The following is a 13,457-nucleotide window of genomic DNA, read 5'->3' as shown; positions in this document are numbered from 1 at the left end:
TGGGCATCACCCCCTTTGGAGAAGCTTGGCTAAGCACTCTCCTCCTAGCACACAGAAGAATGTCCAGTCAACTGCAACTGCGTAACTCCTATTTGCTTATAAATGGGTTTGACTCACGAACCTGGCCAGGCTCGAGTCATTCGAGGAGGTCACAAGAATGATTGGAGCCGATACACCCCTTACCACAGGGCAATACCTCCTGGTCTACAACGTGATGTCCCTAACCATCGCGGCAATGGGGGCAGCTGGTATCTTCTTCCTGTTTGCCCGCAATTTCATCGCCCCTAAGTACCACCTGGCGTTGTACTTCTCGACCCTGGTCTGCTGGATCGCTGCCTATCACTACTTCCGCATCTTCCTGAGCTGGCAGGACGCTTATGCGGTGGGTACTGGGGATCAAGCAGGTCTGTATCTACCCAGCGGAAAGTTGTTCAACGATGCCTACCGCTACGCCGACTGGCTGCTCACAGTACCGCTCCTTTTGGCAGAGTTGGTGCTGGTGCTAGGCTTAGCCCGGGCCATCACCCATAACCTGATCTTCAAACTGGTCACCGCGGCCATCCTGATGCTGGTGCTGGGCTATCCGGGCGAGGTTTCCACCGATAATGCCACCCGCTGGCTGTGGGGCACTCTTTCCACCATCCCCTTCGTTTACATCCTCTACGTGCTCTGGGTAGAACTAACCAAGGCCCTCGAGCGCCAACCGGAGCGGGTCAAGCTGCTCACCCGCAACATGCGCCTGCTCTTGTTGGGCTCCTGGGGCTTCTACCCCATTGCCTATCTGCTGCCCACACTGGGTCTGGGGGAAGCGATAGGAATCGTGGGCCTACAGGTCGGCTACAGCCTGGCCGACATCCTAGCCAAGCCTATCTTTGGTTTCCTGCTCTACGCTATCGCCCGTGAAAAAACCCTTGCGGACAATCCTAAGTTCGACGAGGAGGGCCTTGCTGCCGTGGCTCGAGGCTAAGCTCAGCCAACCATAAACACGGCCCTTTACCTACCCCGGTACTTTCATGCCGGGGCTTCAACATTGGCCCTACAGATTGAACCCCGTTCAAGCAAGGGGGGCTTCGCCTGTTTCTCATTCTGGGGTATAAGATAGGGCGTTATGGCCTTAGAGCGACTTTTCCGCCGTCGCCGGGCACAGGGGGAGGCACGGGATATACCCGAGCTGTGGACCAAGTGCCCCAAATGCGACGCGCAGATATACAAGAAAGACCTCGAGACCAACCTCTACGTCTGCCCCAAATGCAGCCACCACCTGCGCATGCCCGCCGACCGGCGGGTGGCCATGCTAGCCGATGCCGGTAGCTTCGAAGAGATCACCGGCCTCAAACCCACCGACCCCTTGGGCTTCGTAGACACCGAGCCCTATCCCAAACGCCTCGAGCGCTACCAGCGGGAGGCTGGCCGCCCCGACGCTATCGTGGGGGGGCGTTGTACCATCGGTGGGGTGCCCAGCGTGCTTTTGGTGATGGACTACGCCTTCGCCGGAGGCTCGATGGGCAGCGTGGTGGGGGAGGAGATCACCCGTGGGGTGGAACAAGCCGCCCAAGAAGGGCGCGCGGTGGTGATTGTGGCCGTCTCGGGCGGGGCCCGCATGCAGGAGGCGGCCCTTTCGCTAATGCAGATGGCCAAGACCACCCTGGCCCTGGACCGGCTGTGGGCCCGCCGGCTCCCCTATGTCTCCATCCTTACCGACCCTACCACCGGTGGGGTCACCGCTAGTTTTGCCGCCTTGGCCGATGTCATCCTGGCCGAACCCGGCGCCCTAATCGGCTTTGCCGGACCCCGGGTGATCAAGCAGACCATCCGCCAAGACCTGCCCGAGGGCTTCCAGCGCTCGGAGTTTTTGCTCAAGCACGGCATGGTCGACCAGGTGGTGGACCGGCGCCAGCTCAAAGGAACGGTGGCCCAGGTCCTCAAACTGCTGCACCCCAGCACGGTGAACCGCGTGGGCTAGGAGGGCCGATGCCGCTTGAGTTCGAAAAACCCATCGAGGAGCTCGAGGCCAAAATCGCCGAGCTCGAGGGGTTCGCCGCCAGCAGCGGGGTAGACCTTTCCGACGAACTACAGGTGCTGCGCGAACGCCTGGCCCAGCTCAAGGCGGAAACCTTCAGCAATCTATCGCGCTGGGAGCGGGTCCAGCTCGCTCGAGCCCCAGGGCGCCCCACCACCCTCGACGTCATTGGCAGCATCATGAGCGATTTCGTCGAACTCTCAGGCGACCGCACCTTCGGCGACGACGCGGCTGTGGTGGGGGGCCTAGCCCGCCTGGAAGGGCAGTCGGTGGTGGTAGTGGGCCACCAAAAAGGCCGCGATACCAAGGAAAACATCCGGCGCAACTTCGCCATGCCCCACCCCGAGGGCTACCGCAAGGCTATGCGTCTGATGGACCTGGCCGACCGCTTTGGCCGCCCCTTTATCGCCTTTATCGACACCCCTGGGGCCTACCCCGGTATCTCGGCCGAGGAGCGTGGCCAGGCCTGGGTGATTGCCCAGAGCATTCAGCGTATGGCCCGTCTCAGGGTACCGGCTATTGCGGTTATCTTGGGCGAAGGGGGCTCGGGCGGGGCCCTGGCCATTGGGGTGGGCAACCGGGTCTTGATTCTAGAAAATGCCTGGTACTCGGTTATTTCGCCTGAATCCTGCGCGGCCATCCTGTGGCGCGATGCCAAGGAGGCGGCCAAGGCCGCCGAAGCCCTCAAGCTCACCGCCCCCGACCTATTAAGCCTAGGTATCGTGGATCGCATCATCCCCGAGCCCGACGGTGGGGCTCACCGCAACCCTGCCGCAGCCATGGCGGGCATCCGCCAGGCCCTGCTAGAAACCCTGGCCGAGCTGGCCCACCTGGGGCCAGAGGAGCTTTTCGAGGATCGCTACCGCCGCTTCCGGGGGCTAGGCCAATACCAAAACTGAGATTGCTCCAGAAAAAAACCGGTACAGCCCGGGCTGTACCGGCCTAGCTCTGGCTGGTTATACCAGCCTGCTGCGCAGCCACGAGGAGGCGAAGTCGATGATGTTTACTACAACCACAATCGCAATGACCCCCACCATCATCTGATCGTACTGCCCCGAAGCCATCTTCTCGTTGATGAAGTAGCCAATCCCTCCGGCCCCCACCAGCCCCAGCACCAGCGAGGAGCGGAAGTTAATCTCGAAGTTGTAGATGGTATAGGAGATAAACAGCGGCAAGACCTGGGGCAGAATGGCCCAGCGCACCACGTTGACCCCTGCCGCCCCGGTAGACTCGAGGGCCTCCACCGGCCCCTTGTCGGCGTTCTCGATGGCCTCCGAGTAGAGCTTCCCCAGCTCGGTGAGGGAGTGAATGGCAATGGCCATCACCCCGGCAAAAGGCCCCAGGCCCACCGCAGCCACCAGAATAAGGGCGATGATCAGGGTAGGAACCCCGCGCAGCACGTTCAAGAACAAGCGGGTGGCATAGAACACCGAGCGCATTAAGGGTGTACCCGCAGTCACGTTGCGGGCCGCCAGAAACGAGAGGGGCATGGCAAAAATAGCTGCCAGGAAGGTGCCCACCAGGGCCATCTGCACCGTCACGGCAATCTGGCTCAGCACTTCTTGCAAAGGGTAGCGCTCAGCGGCGGGGTCGGCCAGCAAAGGCGGCCAGGCTCTATCGGCGAACTGCTGCAGGAAAGGCCAGCCCACGACCAGCTTGTTCAGGTCGAACTCGGTGGCATCGAAGGCCGGAATCAGGAAGCTGGCCACCAGGGCAATCAGAATGCCAGCGCGGAAGTCGTCGGGTTCTTGCAGGCGGGGGCTGCCAAGCTGCATCAGCCCCGCCCCCAGCATCAGGCCGGCCAGAAAGAAGACCGCGAAAGCACCGTACTGGGTAGTCGCAGGCTGCACCAGGCGGTAGCCCTGGCTCGAGGCCTGCTGGGGAAGGGCCCCCTGCAGGTCGGCCAGGCTTCGGATAGGCTGTAGCTCATCCTGGCCCAGCTCCTTACGAATAGCGTTTAGCTCGGGTAGCGCGCGGTTGTAAGCCTCGGCAATTTCCTGTTGGGTGGCTGGCGGCGTAGGGAAAAGCAGCTTGTAGTAGCCCAGGCTCTTGGGCAGGTAGACCCCACCCCCCTGGGGCGCGTGAAACCACACAAAAGCCAGCACCCCGGCCACCACCGCACCTATCAGAATTGGAACGCGCTGCTTAGGGCGGCTGAAAGACAACAGGGCAATCGAGGCGGCCACCCCCAGGGCGATCAGCAACTCAATCAGACCCTCGACAGGGTGCAGCCGGACAATCTGGGCGGGCTGGGCATACCACCAGCCTGCGGCGATAATCGCTGCTACGCCACCCAGCACACCCCCCAGCCCAGCAGCCCGTCCGCCCCAACGAGCCAGCACCAGTGCCACCAACACGCTCAGTGGAACTAGCAGCAACAACGGGAAGGTAGGCACCAGCGCCAGCAGGGTGGGGTCTACTGTGTCGCGGCTCAAAAAGCCCCTGGCCCGGCTGAAGGGAAAGGCAGCAAAGACCACCAGCAAGGCCAATCCGGCCCCAACCACCCAGCGTCGCATCGAGCCCTTGGCCACCCCTGCCAGCACCGCCAGCAATAACCCCAGCAGTACATAGAAGAGCAGCCCGCTCATACCAGCATCTCCTTGCGCTCGTAGAGGTCGTCCACCAGGTCTTGGGAAAGCTGTTCGGGGGCCCCATCGAAAACTACCCGACCCCGCTTAAATGCAACGATGCGTTTAGCGTACTTCAGGGCCAAGTCCAAGGCGTGGATGTTGATAACCACCGTTACCCCATCCTGCTCGTTGAAGCGTTTGAGTGTACGCATCACTTCCTCCGAGAGCACTGGATCAAGGTTGGCCGCAGGCTCGTCGGCCAGCATCAGGGTAGGCTGCTGGGCCATGGCGCGGGCAATAGCCACCCGTTGCTGCTGTCCCCCAGAAAGCGAATCCACTCGAGCGCTCTCCTTGGCAGCCAGATCCACCCGTTGAAGCTGTTCCCGGGCAATCCGATAATCCACCTCTGTATACAAGCCCAGCAAGCCCCGCCAGGCGGACAGATAACCCAGTCGGCCATGCAGCACGTTATCCAGGGCGCTCAAACGGTTCACCAGGTTGAATTGCTGGAAGATGAAGCCCACCGTGCGGCGATATTTCTGCAATTCGCGTTTGGACAGCCTGGTGATGTCGGTGCCGTTCACCACCACCCTTCCTGCAGTAGGAATCAAAAGCCCATTCAAGGTGCGTAAGAAGGTGCTCTTACCGGCCCCCGAACGTCCAATCACCGCCACGAAGTCGCCTCGAGGAATATCCAAATTCACATCCGTTAGCACCTGTAAGGGGCCTTTGGCGGTTTGAAAGGTCTGGCTGAGGTTGCGCACCTCAATCATGCGCACCCCCACAGATTTTTCCACTCCTTTGTGCAAGTCATTCTTCCTCCCGGTTGTGCCATCCCCAAATCATAAGCCCCCAGCACCTATCTGGGGGCATTCCATCTAAGCCCTTGCTGGTCTTACTGCCCAGCCACCTTGCGCGCCTGGCGTACCACGTCGTAATCGGAGTCTTGAGCTGGAATCATGTAGTCGATGCGATAGAGGTTCATCAGGAGGTTGCTCTGGGGGGTACGGATGCCTTGCAAGGCTGCAGCAATCCCGCGGGCCAGGGTGGGATACTTGGTGATGAACTGCTTAGAGACCGAAAAGGTATCACCAGGAATAGGCCGAGAGTAGAAGATGGCGGTGAGCTGGGCTGCGTCCTCCGGTTTGAGGAACTGGGTCCAGGCCCCACTCTTGTTGCGGGTGTCGTTGGCAAAGGTGGCGCAAGCATCCACTGATTTATTCAGCACGGCCAGCACGCAAGCATCGTGCCGACCAGCAAAGGTCTGCTTGGCAAAGAGCTTATCCGGGTCGAAGCCAGCGCCCACAATGGCCGCCCGGGGAAAGACATACCCTGCCGCCGAGTTTTTATCCACCCAAGCAATACTCTTGCCGTCGAGACCTTGCAGGTTCTTAATACCCGAATCTTTGCGTACCACGATAGCGCTCCAGTAGAAGGGGCTGTTGCCGCGGACGCTCTTGAGGAGCACCTGGGCGCCCACATCCTGGTTGGCGATTACATAGCCGTCGGGCGGGAAGAAGGCAAAGTCGAGGTTACCCCCGCGCATGGCCTCGATCAGGCCCCGGTACTCGGTGGGGATGAAGATTTCCACCTCGATGGCCCCCTGGAAACGGCGCTCGAGGTAGTCAGCAATGGCTCGGGCTGCCGGGCGGAGCTGGTCGGAGTTTTGGGTGGGGTTGAAACCGATGCGCACCTTGATGGGGTTCTGGGCCAGACCCACAGAGAAGCTGACCGCCAACAAGGCCAACAAAAGAAACAGGCCGCGTTTCATACGCCCTCAAGCTTACACCCCTTTGCCTCAGAAATAAATCCGCTCGAGGCTCTAGCCACGAGTAGCCATCCAATAAGCCCCTGGCTGGCAGCTAAGCAGTACAATACAGCCCTATGCAGGCCCTAATCTTCGACTTCGACGGCACTATCCTGGATACCGAAAGCAGCGAATTTCAGTCTTGGCAGGAGGTTTTTCAGTCCTACGGAGCCCAGCTAAGCTTGGCGTACTGGCTACCCTTCATTGGCCAAAACGCCCCCCACTTCGACCCCTTGAGCGAGCTCGAGCGGCAGCTCGGCCAGCCGCTCGACCGGCCTCGGCTGTTAGAGCAGGTAGAGGCACGCAAAGAGGCACTCAACCAGGCCCTAAAACCCCTTCCCGGAGTGCTGGACTACCTCGAGGCCGCCCAGGCCATGGGCCTGAAGCTAGCGGTAGCCAGCAGCTCGAGCCGGGCCTGGGTCGAAGGGCATCTGGCCCGGGTGGGCCTGCTGGAGCACTTCACGGTCATCTGCACCAAGGAGGATGTACCCCGTACCAAACCCGACCCGGCCTTATTCCTGCGGGCAGCAGAGGACCTGGGGGTATCCCCCCAGCAAGCCATCGTGCTAGAGGACTCCCTCAATGGGGTACGGGCGGCCAAGGCTGCCGGGGCTTTCACCGTGGCCGTCCCCAACCCCTTAACCCGACACCTTGACCTGAGCCAGGCCGACCTAGTGCTGACCAGCCTGGACGACCTGCCGCTATGGGAACTACTGCCCATCGCCTTATGGCAAAGCCGGGGCCAACGCCCCCCCGTTGCTTAGAAAACGCAGGATGCCCCGGGCCAGCCCCTCAGCCAGGGCCTGGCGGTACTCGCTCGTCTGCAAGCGCCGTCCTTCCACCGGATGGTTGGCAAAGCCCACCTCGACCAGGATGGCCGGAATTCGGGCGTTGCGCAGCACATAAAAGGGTGCCTGGCGCACCCCCCGATCCACCGCCCCGGTGGCCTCGAGCAAAGCCCCCTGCACCTGCTGGGCCAGCAGGCGGGAAAATCTGAGGTTGGACTGGGCAATCAGGTCACGCACCAGCCGCTCGGCCACACTCTGGGCCTCGCGGGTCAGGCGCTGGCCTAGCTCACCCCCACCGTTCTCCCGGATCACCTGGGCCAGCAGACTGGGGTCGATAGTGTGGCCGAAGTAGTAGGTCTCGATGCCTTGGGCCACATTAGGCGCGCTGTTAACGTGGATAGAAACAAACAAATTGCGCTTGGAGTGGGCCATCTCGGCCCGCATCCCCAGGTCGGTAGCCTTATCGGGCGAAAGGTGGGTATCGCGCCCGCGGGTGAGGATGACCTCGAGGCCCCGGGCCTGTAAAAGGCTACGCACCCGCAAGGCCAGGTCTAGGGTCACCTCTTTCTCCACCACAAACCCCACCGCCCCGGGGTCCACACCGCCGTGCCCCGGATCCAGGACCACCACGATGGGCTGAGGACGAGGCCGGGGAACCGTAGCCGCTACCGCGGGCTTTGGGGCGGGCACGGGCGCTACGCTCAGCACATCCACCACCAGCCGCCGCCGGTCGGCATCGGTTAGAAGGGAGGTTTTGACCTCCACATTCGGCTTTAGGCGCACGAAAACCGTGGCCCCATTGGCCCCCGGCACCACCTGGTAGGAGGCCACCTGAGGCGAGCCTACATCGGTATCACTGGCCGCTGCGGCCACCCCGCTGAAGCGCAGGGTTAGGGTGTCGGGGGTCTGGGCTATCTGGTAGGTGGCGCTGGGGCTTAGGTCGAACACTAGGCGGGTGTAGCCTTCGTGCAGCCCTAGGCGGGGAAAGGCCAGGGCTTGAGCCAAAAAGAGCAGCAGAAAGGCATACGCCCGCATCCACCTGGAGTATAGCGGAAAAAGATGGGCTTTTCTCAGGGTTTTGCACGCTGGGCCTGGCCCCGTCGCTAGGGCCCCCGACGGGTAGGCTATAATGACGCCTATGCGTCGTGTTGTTGTGACCGGTATCGGCCCAGTAGCCCCCAACGGCATCGGGGCCGAGGCCTTCCACCAAGCCCAACTCGCGGGCAAATCCGGCATCCGCCGGATTACCCAGTTCGATGCCTCTGCCTACCCAGTACAGATCGCCGGCGAGGTGGACATCAATCCTGAGGCCTACATTGATAAACGCGAGCTGCGCCGCCTGGACCGCTTCACCCAGCTAGCCCTCATCGCCGCACACTTGGCTTTGCAAGACGCTGGCCTCGAGCTCGACAAAGAAGACCGCACCCGCATCGGCACCCTGATCGGTACTGGTATTGGGGGGATGCACACCTGGCAGGAACAAAGCCGCATCCTCTTTGAAAAAGGCGGCACCCGGCTCTCCCCTTTCTTCATCCCCATGATGATTGCCAACATGGCCTCGGGCCAACTGGCCATGAAGTACGGCCTAATGGGGCCTTCCTCCACCGTGGTCACGGCCTGTGCGACGGGTTCGGATGCCATTGGTAACGCTTTTCGGGTAATCCAGCTGGGCGAGGCTGATGTCATGCTCACCGGCGGAACCGAGGCGGTGGTCACCGAGATGGCCATTGGCAGCTTTGGGGTGATGCGGGCCCTCTCCACCCGCAACGATGAACCCGAAAAAGCCAGCCGCCCCTTCACCAAAAGCCGCGACGGCTTCGTACTCTCGGAGGGGGCTGCGGTACTGGTGCTGGAAGAGTACGAGCGGGCCAAGGCCCGGGGTGCCCGCATCTACGCTGAGCTGGTGGGATTTGGCCGCAGCGCCGACGCCCACCACATTACCGAGCCCCACCCCGAAGGAGCCGGCGCGGCCCTGGCCATGCAGGCCGCTCTCAAAGACGCCCGGATCAACCCCGAACAGGTAGGCTACATCAACGCCCACGGCACCTCCACCCCGGTAGGCGACAGGGCCGAGACCCTGGCCATCAAGAGGGTCTTCGGCGACCATGCCTACAAGCTCTCGGTCTCCTCTACCAAGAGCATGATTGGCCACCTGCTGGGGGCTGCCGGGGCCATCGAGGCCATCGCTACGGTGCAGGCCCTCTACAGCGGCATCCTGCCCCCCACCATCAACCAGGACGACCCCGACCCCGAACTCGACCTGGACTTCGTACCCAACACGCCGAAAGAGAAGCAGGTCGACTACGCCCTCTCGAACTCCTTTGCCTTCGGTGGGATGAACGCCACCCTGCTGTTCAAAAGGGTGTAGGGCGTAGAATCGGGACATGTCCATCCAGGCCCAGTTTCCTGCTTTGGCCACAGGCTTTAGCTTTCTGGACAACGCCGCCGGGGCCCAGGTGCCCCGGCAATGCATCGAGGGCATGGCCCAGTTTCTGGCCACCTCGAGCTGCAATGTGGGCATGCCTTACCCCGGCTCGAGGGCCGCAACCCTGGTGCGGGACAAGGCCCGCCAGGAGACTGCTTTCTTCTTCAACTGCAAGCCCTCCGAGGTGGCCATCGGCCCCAGCGCCACCGCGCTGACCTTCATCCTCTCCAGGGCCTTTTCGCGGCTCTTTAGCGAGGGCGACGAGGTGGTGATCTCCGAGCTCGAGCACGAGGCCAACGCCTCACCCTGGCGCAACCTGGAAGAAAAAGGGGTGCAGGTCAGGGTCTGGAAAGCCCGTTGGGATCAGGGCGGTCGGCTGGAGCCGGCCGATTTAAAGGCCCTAGTCACACCCAAAACCCGCCTGGTGGCCGTCACCTCGGCGGCCAACTCACTGGGCACTGTGCCGGATGTGGCCGCTGCGGCCGAAATTGCCCACCAGGTGGGGGCCTGGTGCATCACCGACATGGTGCACTACAGCCCCCACCACCTCCCCGATGTGCAGGCTTCCGGGGTGGATATGGCCTTTTTCTCGGCCTATAAGGTGTTTGGCCCCCACATCGCCTTTTTGTACGTGCGCGAGGCGCTCATCCCCCTGCTGCCCACCGACAAGCTGTGGTTCATCCCCCAGGACAGCCTGCTCAAGTTCGAGCCTGGCACCAACAACCACGAGTGTATGGCCGGATGGCTGGGCACCCTCGAGTATTTGCGCAACGAACTGGGGGGCGGAAAGCCGAGGCGCGAGGGCCTGCTAGAGGCTTACAAGCAGATCGAGGCCATCGAACAACCCCTGGTGGCCCAGACCATAGAGCGGCTACAGGGCATCCCCGGCCTGGAGCTGTATGGCCTGCCCACCCCCCAGGGCCGGGTAGGCACCTTCTGCTTCAACCTGAAAGGCCACCCTCCTTTGGCCGTGGCCGAGCGGCTGGCCCAGGTGGGGGTGGGGGTGGCCGCCGGACACTACTACGCCACCATGCCCATGCAGGCCCTGGGCCTGTGGCCCGAGGGGGCCATCCGGGCCTCCATTGCCCACTACACTACCCAAACCGACCTGGACAAGCTCGTAACCGGTTTGCAGGGCAGCGACTAGGGGCACAGCGTCCAGACCGTATCCCGATCCAGCAAAAGCGAGCGGCTGAAGCGCAGGTGCCCCGGCTGGCCGGGCTGGGTGCCCTCGGCGCGTAGCTCGTAGCGCCCTTCGCGCAGGCCGGGAAAGAGCCTCGAGCCCCGCACGGTTCCGATAAATTCGCCATTGATGTAAAAGTAAACGGTCTGGTTGGGGCCGGTGCACTGGTTTTGCACAATCAGGTCGAAGCGCCGCAGGTTGGCCTGGCTGGGGGCACAAGCCACAAGCGCTAGCAGAATTGAGGCCAGCCACAACACTCGAGGCATCCAGACCTTGATACCTCGAGCCTTCGCAAAATGCATGAGGGCTTGCCCATGAGAAGTCGGGTTTGTAGGCAGCAACAACCCAAGCGTACACTGGGCCCATGTTGTTCGAACGTACCCACCTCGAGGCCTTAGAGGACCAGTACTTGGCCCCCTATGCGGTTCGCTCGAGCCAGAGCCGGGGGCGGGAGCACCCCGAAGCGGAGTCGCACTTCCGTACCCCCTTCCAGAAAGACCGCGACCGGGTGCTGCACACCACCGCCTTTCGCCGCTTGCAGTACAAAACCCAGGTCTTTGTGAACTTCGAGGGCGACTACTACCGCACCCGGCTAACCCACACCCTCGAGGTCGCCCAGGTCGCCCGCTCCATCGCCCGAGCCCTGGGCCTCAACCAGGAACTCACCGAGACCATCGCCTTTGCCCACGACCTGGGGCACCCCCCCTTCGGCCACTCGGGCGAGGCGGTGCTGGATGGCCTGATGCAAGGACACGGCGGCTTCGACCACAACCAGCAGTCCATGCGCATCGTCACCTACCTCGAGCAGCGCTACCCCGGCTTTCGCGGCCTGAACCTGTGCTGGGAGACCCGCGAAGGCATCATCAAACACGAGACCCGCTACGACCTGCCCAATGCCGAGGGGTACGAACCCCACCTGCGCCCCAGCCTCGAGGCCCAGATCGTCAACCTGGCCGACGAGATCGCCTACAACGCCCACGACCTCGACGACGGCCTGCGCTCGGGGCTGCTGGTGGCCGGCCAGCTATGGGAGGTGGAGCTGTTACGGGATTTGCTGGGCGAACTGGGCCTCTCCCCCGACCGCTTCGACGAGATGGGCCGCCGGGTTTTCGTCCGGGAGTTGCTGGGGCTGATCATCACCGACACCATCACCGCCACCCATGCCCTTTTGCAGCGGCACCAGATCGGAAGTCTCGAGGCCGTGCGGCATCACCCTGGCCCCCTGGCGGTCTACTCCGAGGGCCTGACCCTGCAGCTCAAAGCCTTGCGGGAGTTTCTGTACGCCAACCTCTACCGCCACTACTACGTGGTGCGGCAGGTGGGCAAGTCGCGCTTCGTGCTGGAAAAGCTCTTTGAGGCCTACACCCACGACCCCCACATCCTGCCCCCTCAGGTGCAAAAAGCCGCCGAGACCGAGGGCATCCACCGCGCAGCCTGCGACTACATCGCCGGCATGACCGACCGCTTCGCCCTGGACGAGTATGCCCGGCTCTTTGAACCGGAGTTTCACCGCTAACCAACGGCTATGCTTGCAAAAAAGCTCTTCCTCGATGCTAGCGTCTTATATCCTGCGGTTACTCGAAACATCTTTATGCACCTGGCCCTGGAAGACTTGGTACGCCTTTGCTGGAGCCAACGGGTGCAGGAAGAGTGGATTTCTGCTTTTCTTCGGGCAAACACAAACACCCCTTCCGAGCAACACCGCCTCTGGCGCATTCCATCGCGGATGGCCGAGGCCTTAGAACACCAAGAGCCGGTGGTCGAGGGTTACGAGCATCTGATCGCTCAGATCACCCTTCCCGACCCTGACGATGCCCATGTGGTCGCTGCTGCGGTTGTGGGAAAAGCCGAGGCTATCCTAACCTTCAACCTGCGCGATTTCCCACAAAACGCTTTGGATCCTTTCGATCTAGTGGCCATTCACCCAGACGATTACCTGCTAGACCTAGCCGAAAAACTCATTCGGGACTCGAGCCTACCCCAAGAGCTTGTCCACGCCCTGCGCCGTCAGCGCAGCGCCCTAAAAAAACCTCCCCTAAGCCCAGAGGAATTCCTCGACAGTCTTAAGCGGGCAGGACTAGTGCGCTTCGTTCAGCTCATCAGACAATTCATCCCTCATCTTTAGACCATAGGACTAGGTTTTTGTTTCGCTTATTTCGCTTATTGCGTTTATTTCGGTTGGCTACTACAATAAGGGCGTTATGGCAAGGGTCTATCTTCCACAAACCCAACAAGAGAACCTGCGAACCCTTCTGCAAAACATCCATCCGCAGGCAAGGCTCAGGGTGGGGGAGGTAACCCTGGAAATCACCCCCGCGCTGGCCGAGGTTCTACGGGCCTACCTCGAGCCTCTGGCACGGGGCGAGGTTGTACAGGTTATCCCTCTCGAAGCCGAACTCACCACCCAGGAAGCCGCCGATCTACTGGGGGTCTCCCGTCCCTACCTGATTCGCCTGCTAGAGAAGGGGCAGATTGCCCACCGCAAAGTGGGCACCCACCGCCGCATCCGGGCCAAAGACCTCCTGGCCTACATAAAGCAAAGCCAGGAAAAGGGCCAGGAAATCCTGGATGCTTTGATTCAGGAAGACCAGGCCCTGGGCCTGGGCTACCAGCCCTAACGCCTTTGCGGCAGAAACTATGGAAACCGTCATATTTGCGGGGTAG

The 13,457-nt window shown here is 61.8% G+C and carries 14 protein-coding genes; 9 read left to right on the top strand and 5 right to left on the bottom strand.

The window, feature by feature from the left end:
• Positions 1-157: 157 nt before the first annotated feature.
• The 3 genes from G552_RS0104725 (at position 158) to G552_RS0104715 (ending at position 2,919) form a co-directional block, all read left to right on the top strand.
• On the top strand, positions 158-967 hold the full coding sequence (locus G552_RS0104725; protein WP_027881983.1) for a bacteriorhodopsin-like: 810 nt from the start codon (positions 158-160) through the stop codon (positions 965-967).
• Positions 968-1,108: 141 nt separating this feature from the next.
• Positions 1,109-1,963 (top strand): acetyl-CoA carboxylase, carboxyltransferase subunit beta, encoded by an 855-nt coding sequence (accD, locus tag G552_RS0104720; protein ID WP_027881982.1) that lies wholly within the window; start codon positions 1,109-1,111, stop codon positions 1,961-1,963.
• An 8-nt stretch (positions 1,964-1,971) separates the two neighbouring features.
• Positions 1,972-2,919: an acetyl-CoA carboxylase carboxyltransferase subunit alpha gene (locus tag G552_RS0104715; RefSeq protein ID WP_027881981.1), complete on the top strand. Its 948-nt coding sequence runs from the start codon at positions 1,972-1,974 to the stop codon at positions 2,917-2,919.
• A gap of 57 nt (positions 2,920-2,976) precedes the next feature.
• Here G552_RS0104715 and phnE read toward each other — a convergent pair whose 3' ends face one another.
• The 3 genes from phnE to G552_RS0104700 form a co-directional block, all read right to left on the bottom strand.
• The gene (gene phnE / locus G552_RS0104710; RefSeq protein ID WP_027881980.1) at positions 2,977-4,608 is read right to left on the bottom strand and encodes a phosphonate ABC transporter, permease protein PhnE; all 1,632 of its coding nucleotides are present in this window, start codon (positions 4,606-4,608) and stop codon (positions 2,977-2,979) included.
• Entirely contained in the window at positions 4,605-5,363 is a 759-nt protein-coding gene (phnC, locus tag G552_RS0104705) for a phosphonate ABC transporter ATP-binding protein (RefSeq protein ID WP_027881979.1), read from the bottom strand. Before phnC ends, phnE begins: the two co-directional genes overlap by 4 nt.
• A 122-nt stretch (positions 5,364-5,485) precedes the next feature.
• Positions 5,486-6,361, bottom strand: coding sequence for a phosphate/phosphite/phosphonate ABC transporter substrate-binding protein (locus G552_RS0104700; RefSeq protein ID WP_027881978.1), 876 nt, complete (start codon positions 6,359-6,361; stop codon positions 5,486-5,488).
• A 113-nt stretch (positions 6,362-6,474) separates the two neighbouring features.
• Here G552_RS0104700 and G552_RS14765 point away from each other — a divergent pair, with 113 nt between their 5' ends.
• Positions 6,475-7,161 (top strand): HAD family hydrolase, encoded by a 687-nt coding sequence (locus G552_RS14765; RefSeq protein WP_036270251.1) that lies wholly within the window; start codon positions 6,475-6,477, stop codon positions 7,159-7,161.
• On the opposite strand, the gene G552_RS0104690 is transcribed toward G552_RS14765, so the two are convergent.
• Positions 7,123-8,220, bottom strand: a complete 1,098-nt coding sequence (locus G552_RS0104690) for an N-acetylmuramoyl-L-alanine amidase family protein (protein ID WP_027881977.1) — start codon at positions 8,218-8,220, stop codon at positions 7,123-7,125. The two genes, G552_RS14765 and G552_RS0104690, sit on opposite strands and share 39 nt — an antisense overlap.
• 103 nt (positions 8,221-8,323) lie before the next feature.
• Between G552_RS0104690 and fabF the strand changes: the two genes are divergently transcribed.
• Both fabF and G552_RS0104680 read left to right on the top strand, forming a co-directional pair.
• Positions 8,324-9,553 carry a beta-ketoacyl-ACP synthase II gene (fabF, locus tag G552_RS0104685; protein WP_027881976.1) on the top strand — a complete coding sequence of 410 codons (1,230 nt, stop codon included), beginning with the start codon at positions 8,324-8,326 and terminating at the stop codon, positions 9,551-9,553.
• Positions 9,554-9,569: 16 nt separating this feature from the next.
• A complete protein-coding gene (locus tag G552_RS0104680) occupies positions 9,570-10,757 on the top strand; it encodes a cysteine desulfurase-like protein (RefSeq protein ID WP_027881975.1) in 1,188 nt (395 codons plus the stop codon).
• Here the strand turns inward: G552_RS0104680 and G552_RS0104675 are convergent.
• Positions 10,754-11,095, bottom strand: a complete 342-nt coding sequence (locus tag G552_RS0104675; protein WP_051195681.1) for a hypothetical protein — start codon at positions 11,093-11,095, stop codon at positions 10,754-10,756. The genes G552_RS0104680 and G552_RS0104675 overlap by 4 nt on opposite strands.
• Positions 11,096-11,157: 62 nt before the next feature.
• Between G552_RS0104675 and G552_RS0104670 the strand changes: the two genes are divergently transcribed.
• From G552_RS0104670 to G552_RS0104660, 3 genes are all read left to right on the top strand, one after another.
• Positions 11,158-12,309: a deoxyguanosinetriphosphate triphosphohydrolase gene (locus G552_RS0104670; RefSeq protein ID WP_027881973.1), complete on the top strand. Its 1,152-nt coding sequence runs from the start codon at positions 11,158-11,160 to the stop codon at positions 12,307-12,309.
• A 9-nt stretch (positions 12,310-12,318) separates the two neighbouring features.
• Positions 12,319-12,918, top strand: a complete 600-nt coding sequence (locus G552_RS0104665; protein WP_027881972.1) for a VapC50 family PIN domain-containing toxin — start codon at positions 12,319-12,321, stop codon at positions 12,916-12,918.
• A gap of 76 nt (positions 12,919-12,994) precedes the next feature.
• Entirely contained in the window at positions 12,995-13,411 is a 417-nt protein-coding gene (locus G552_RS0104660) for a helix-turn-helix domain-containing protein (RefSeq protein ID WP_027881971.1), read from the top strand.
• The last annotated feature ends 46 nt before the right edge of the window (positions 13,412-13,457 follow it).

This window comes from Meiothermus rufus DSM 22234, assembly GCF_000423425.1.
Classification (GTDB): domain Bacteria; phylum Deinococcota; class Deinococci; order Deinococcales; family Thermaceae; genus Meiothermus; species Meiothermus rufus.
This window is presented reverse-complemented; position numbering and strand designations above follow the sequence as displayed.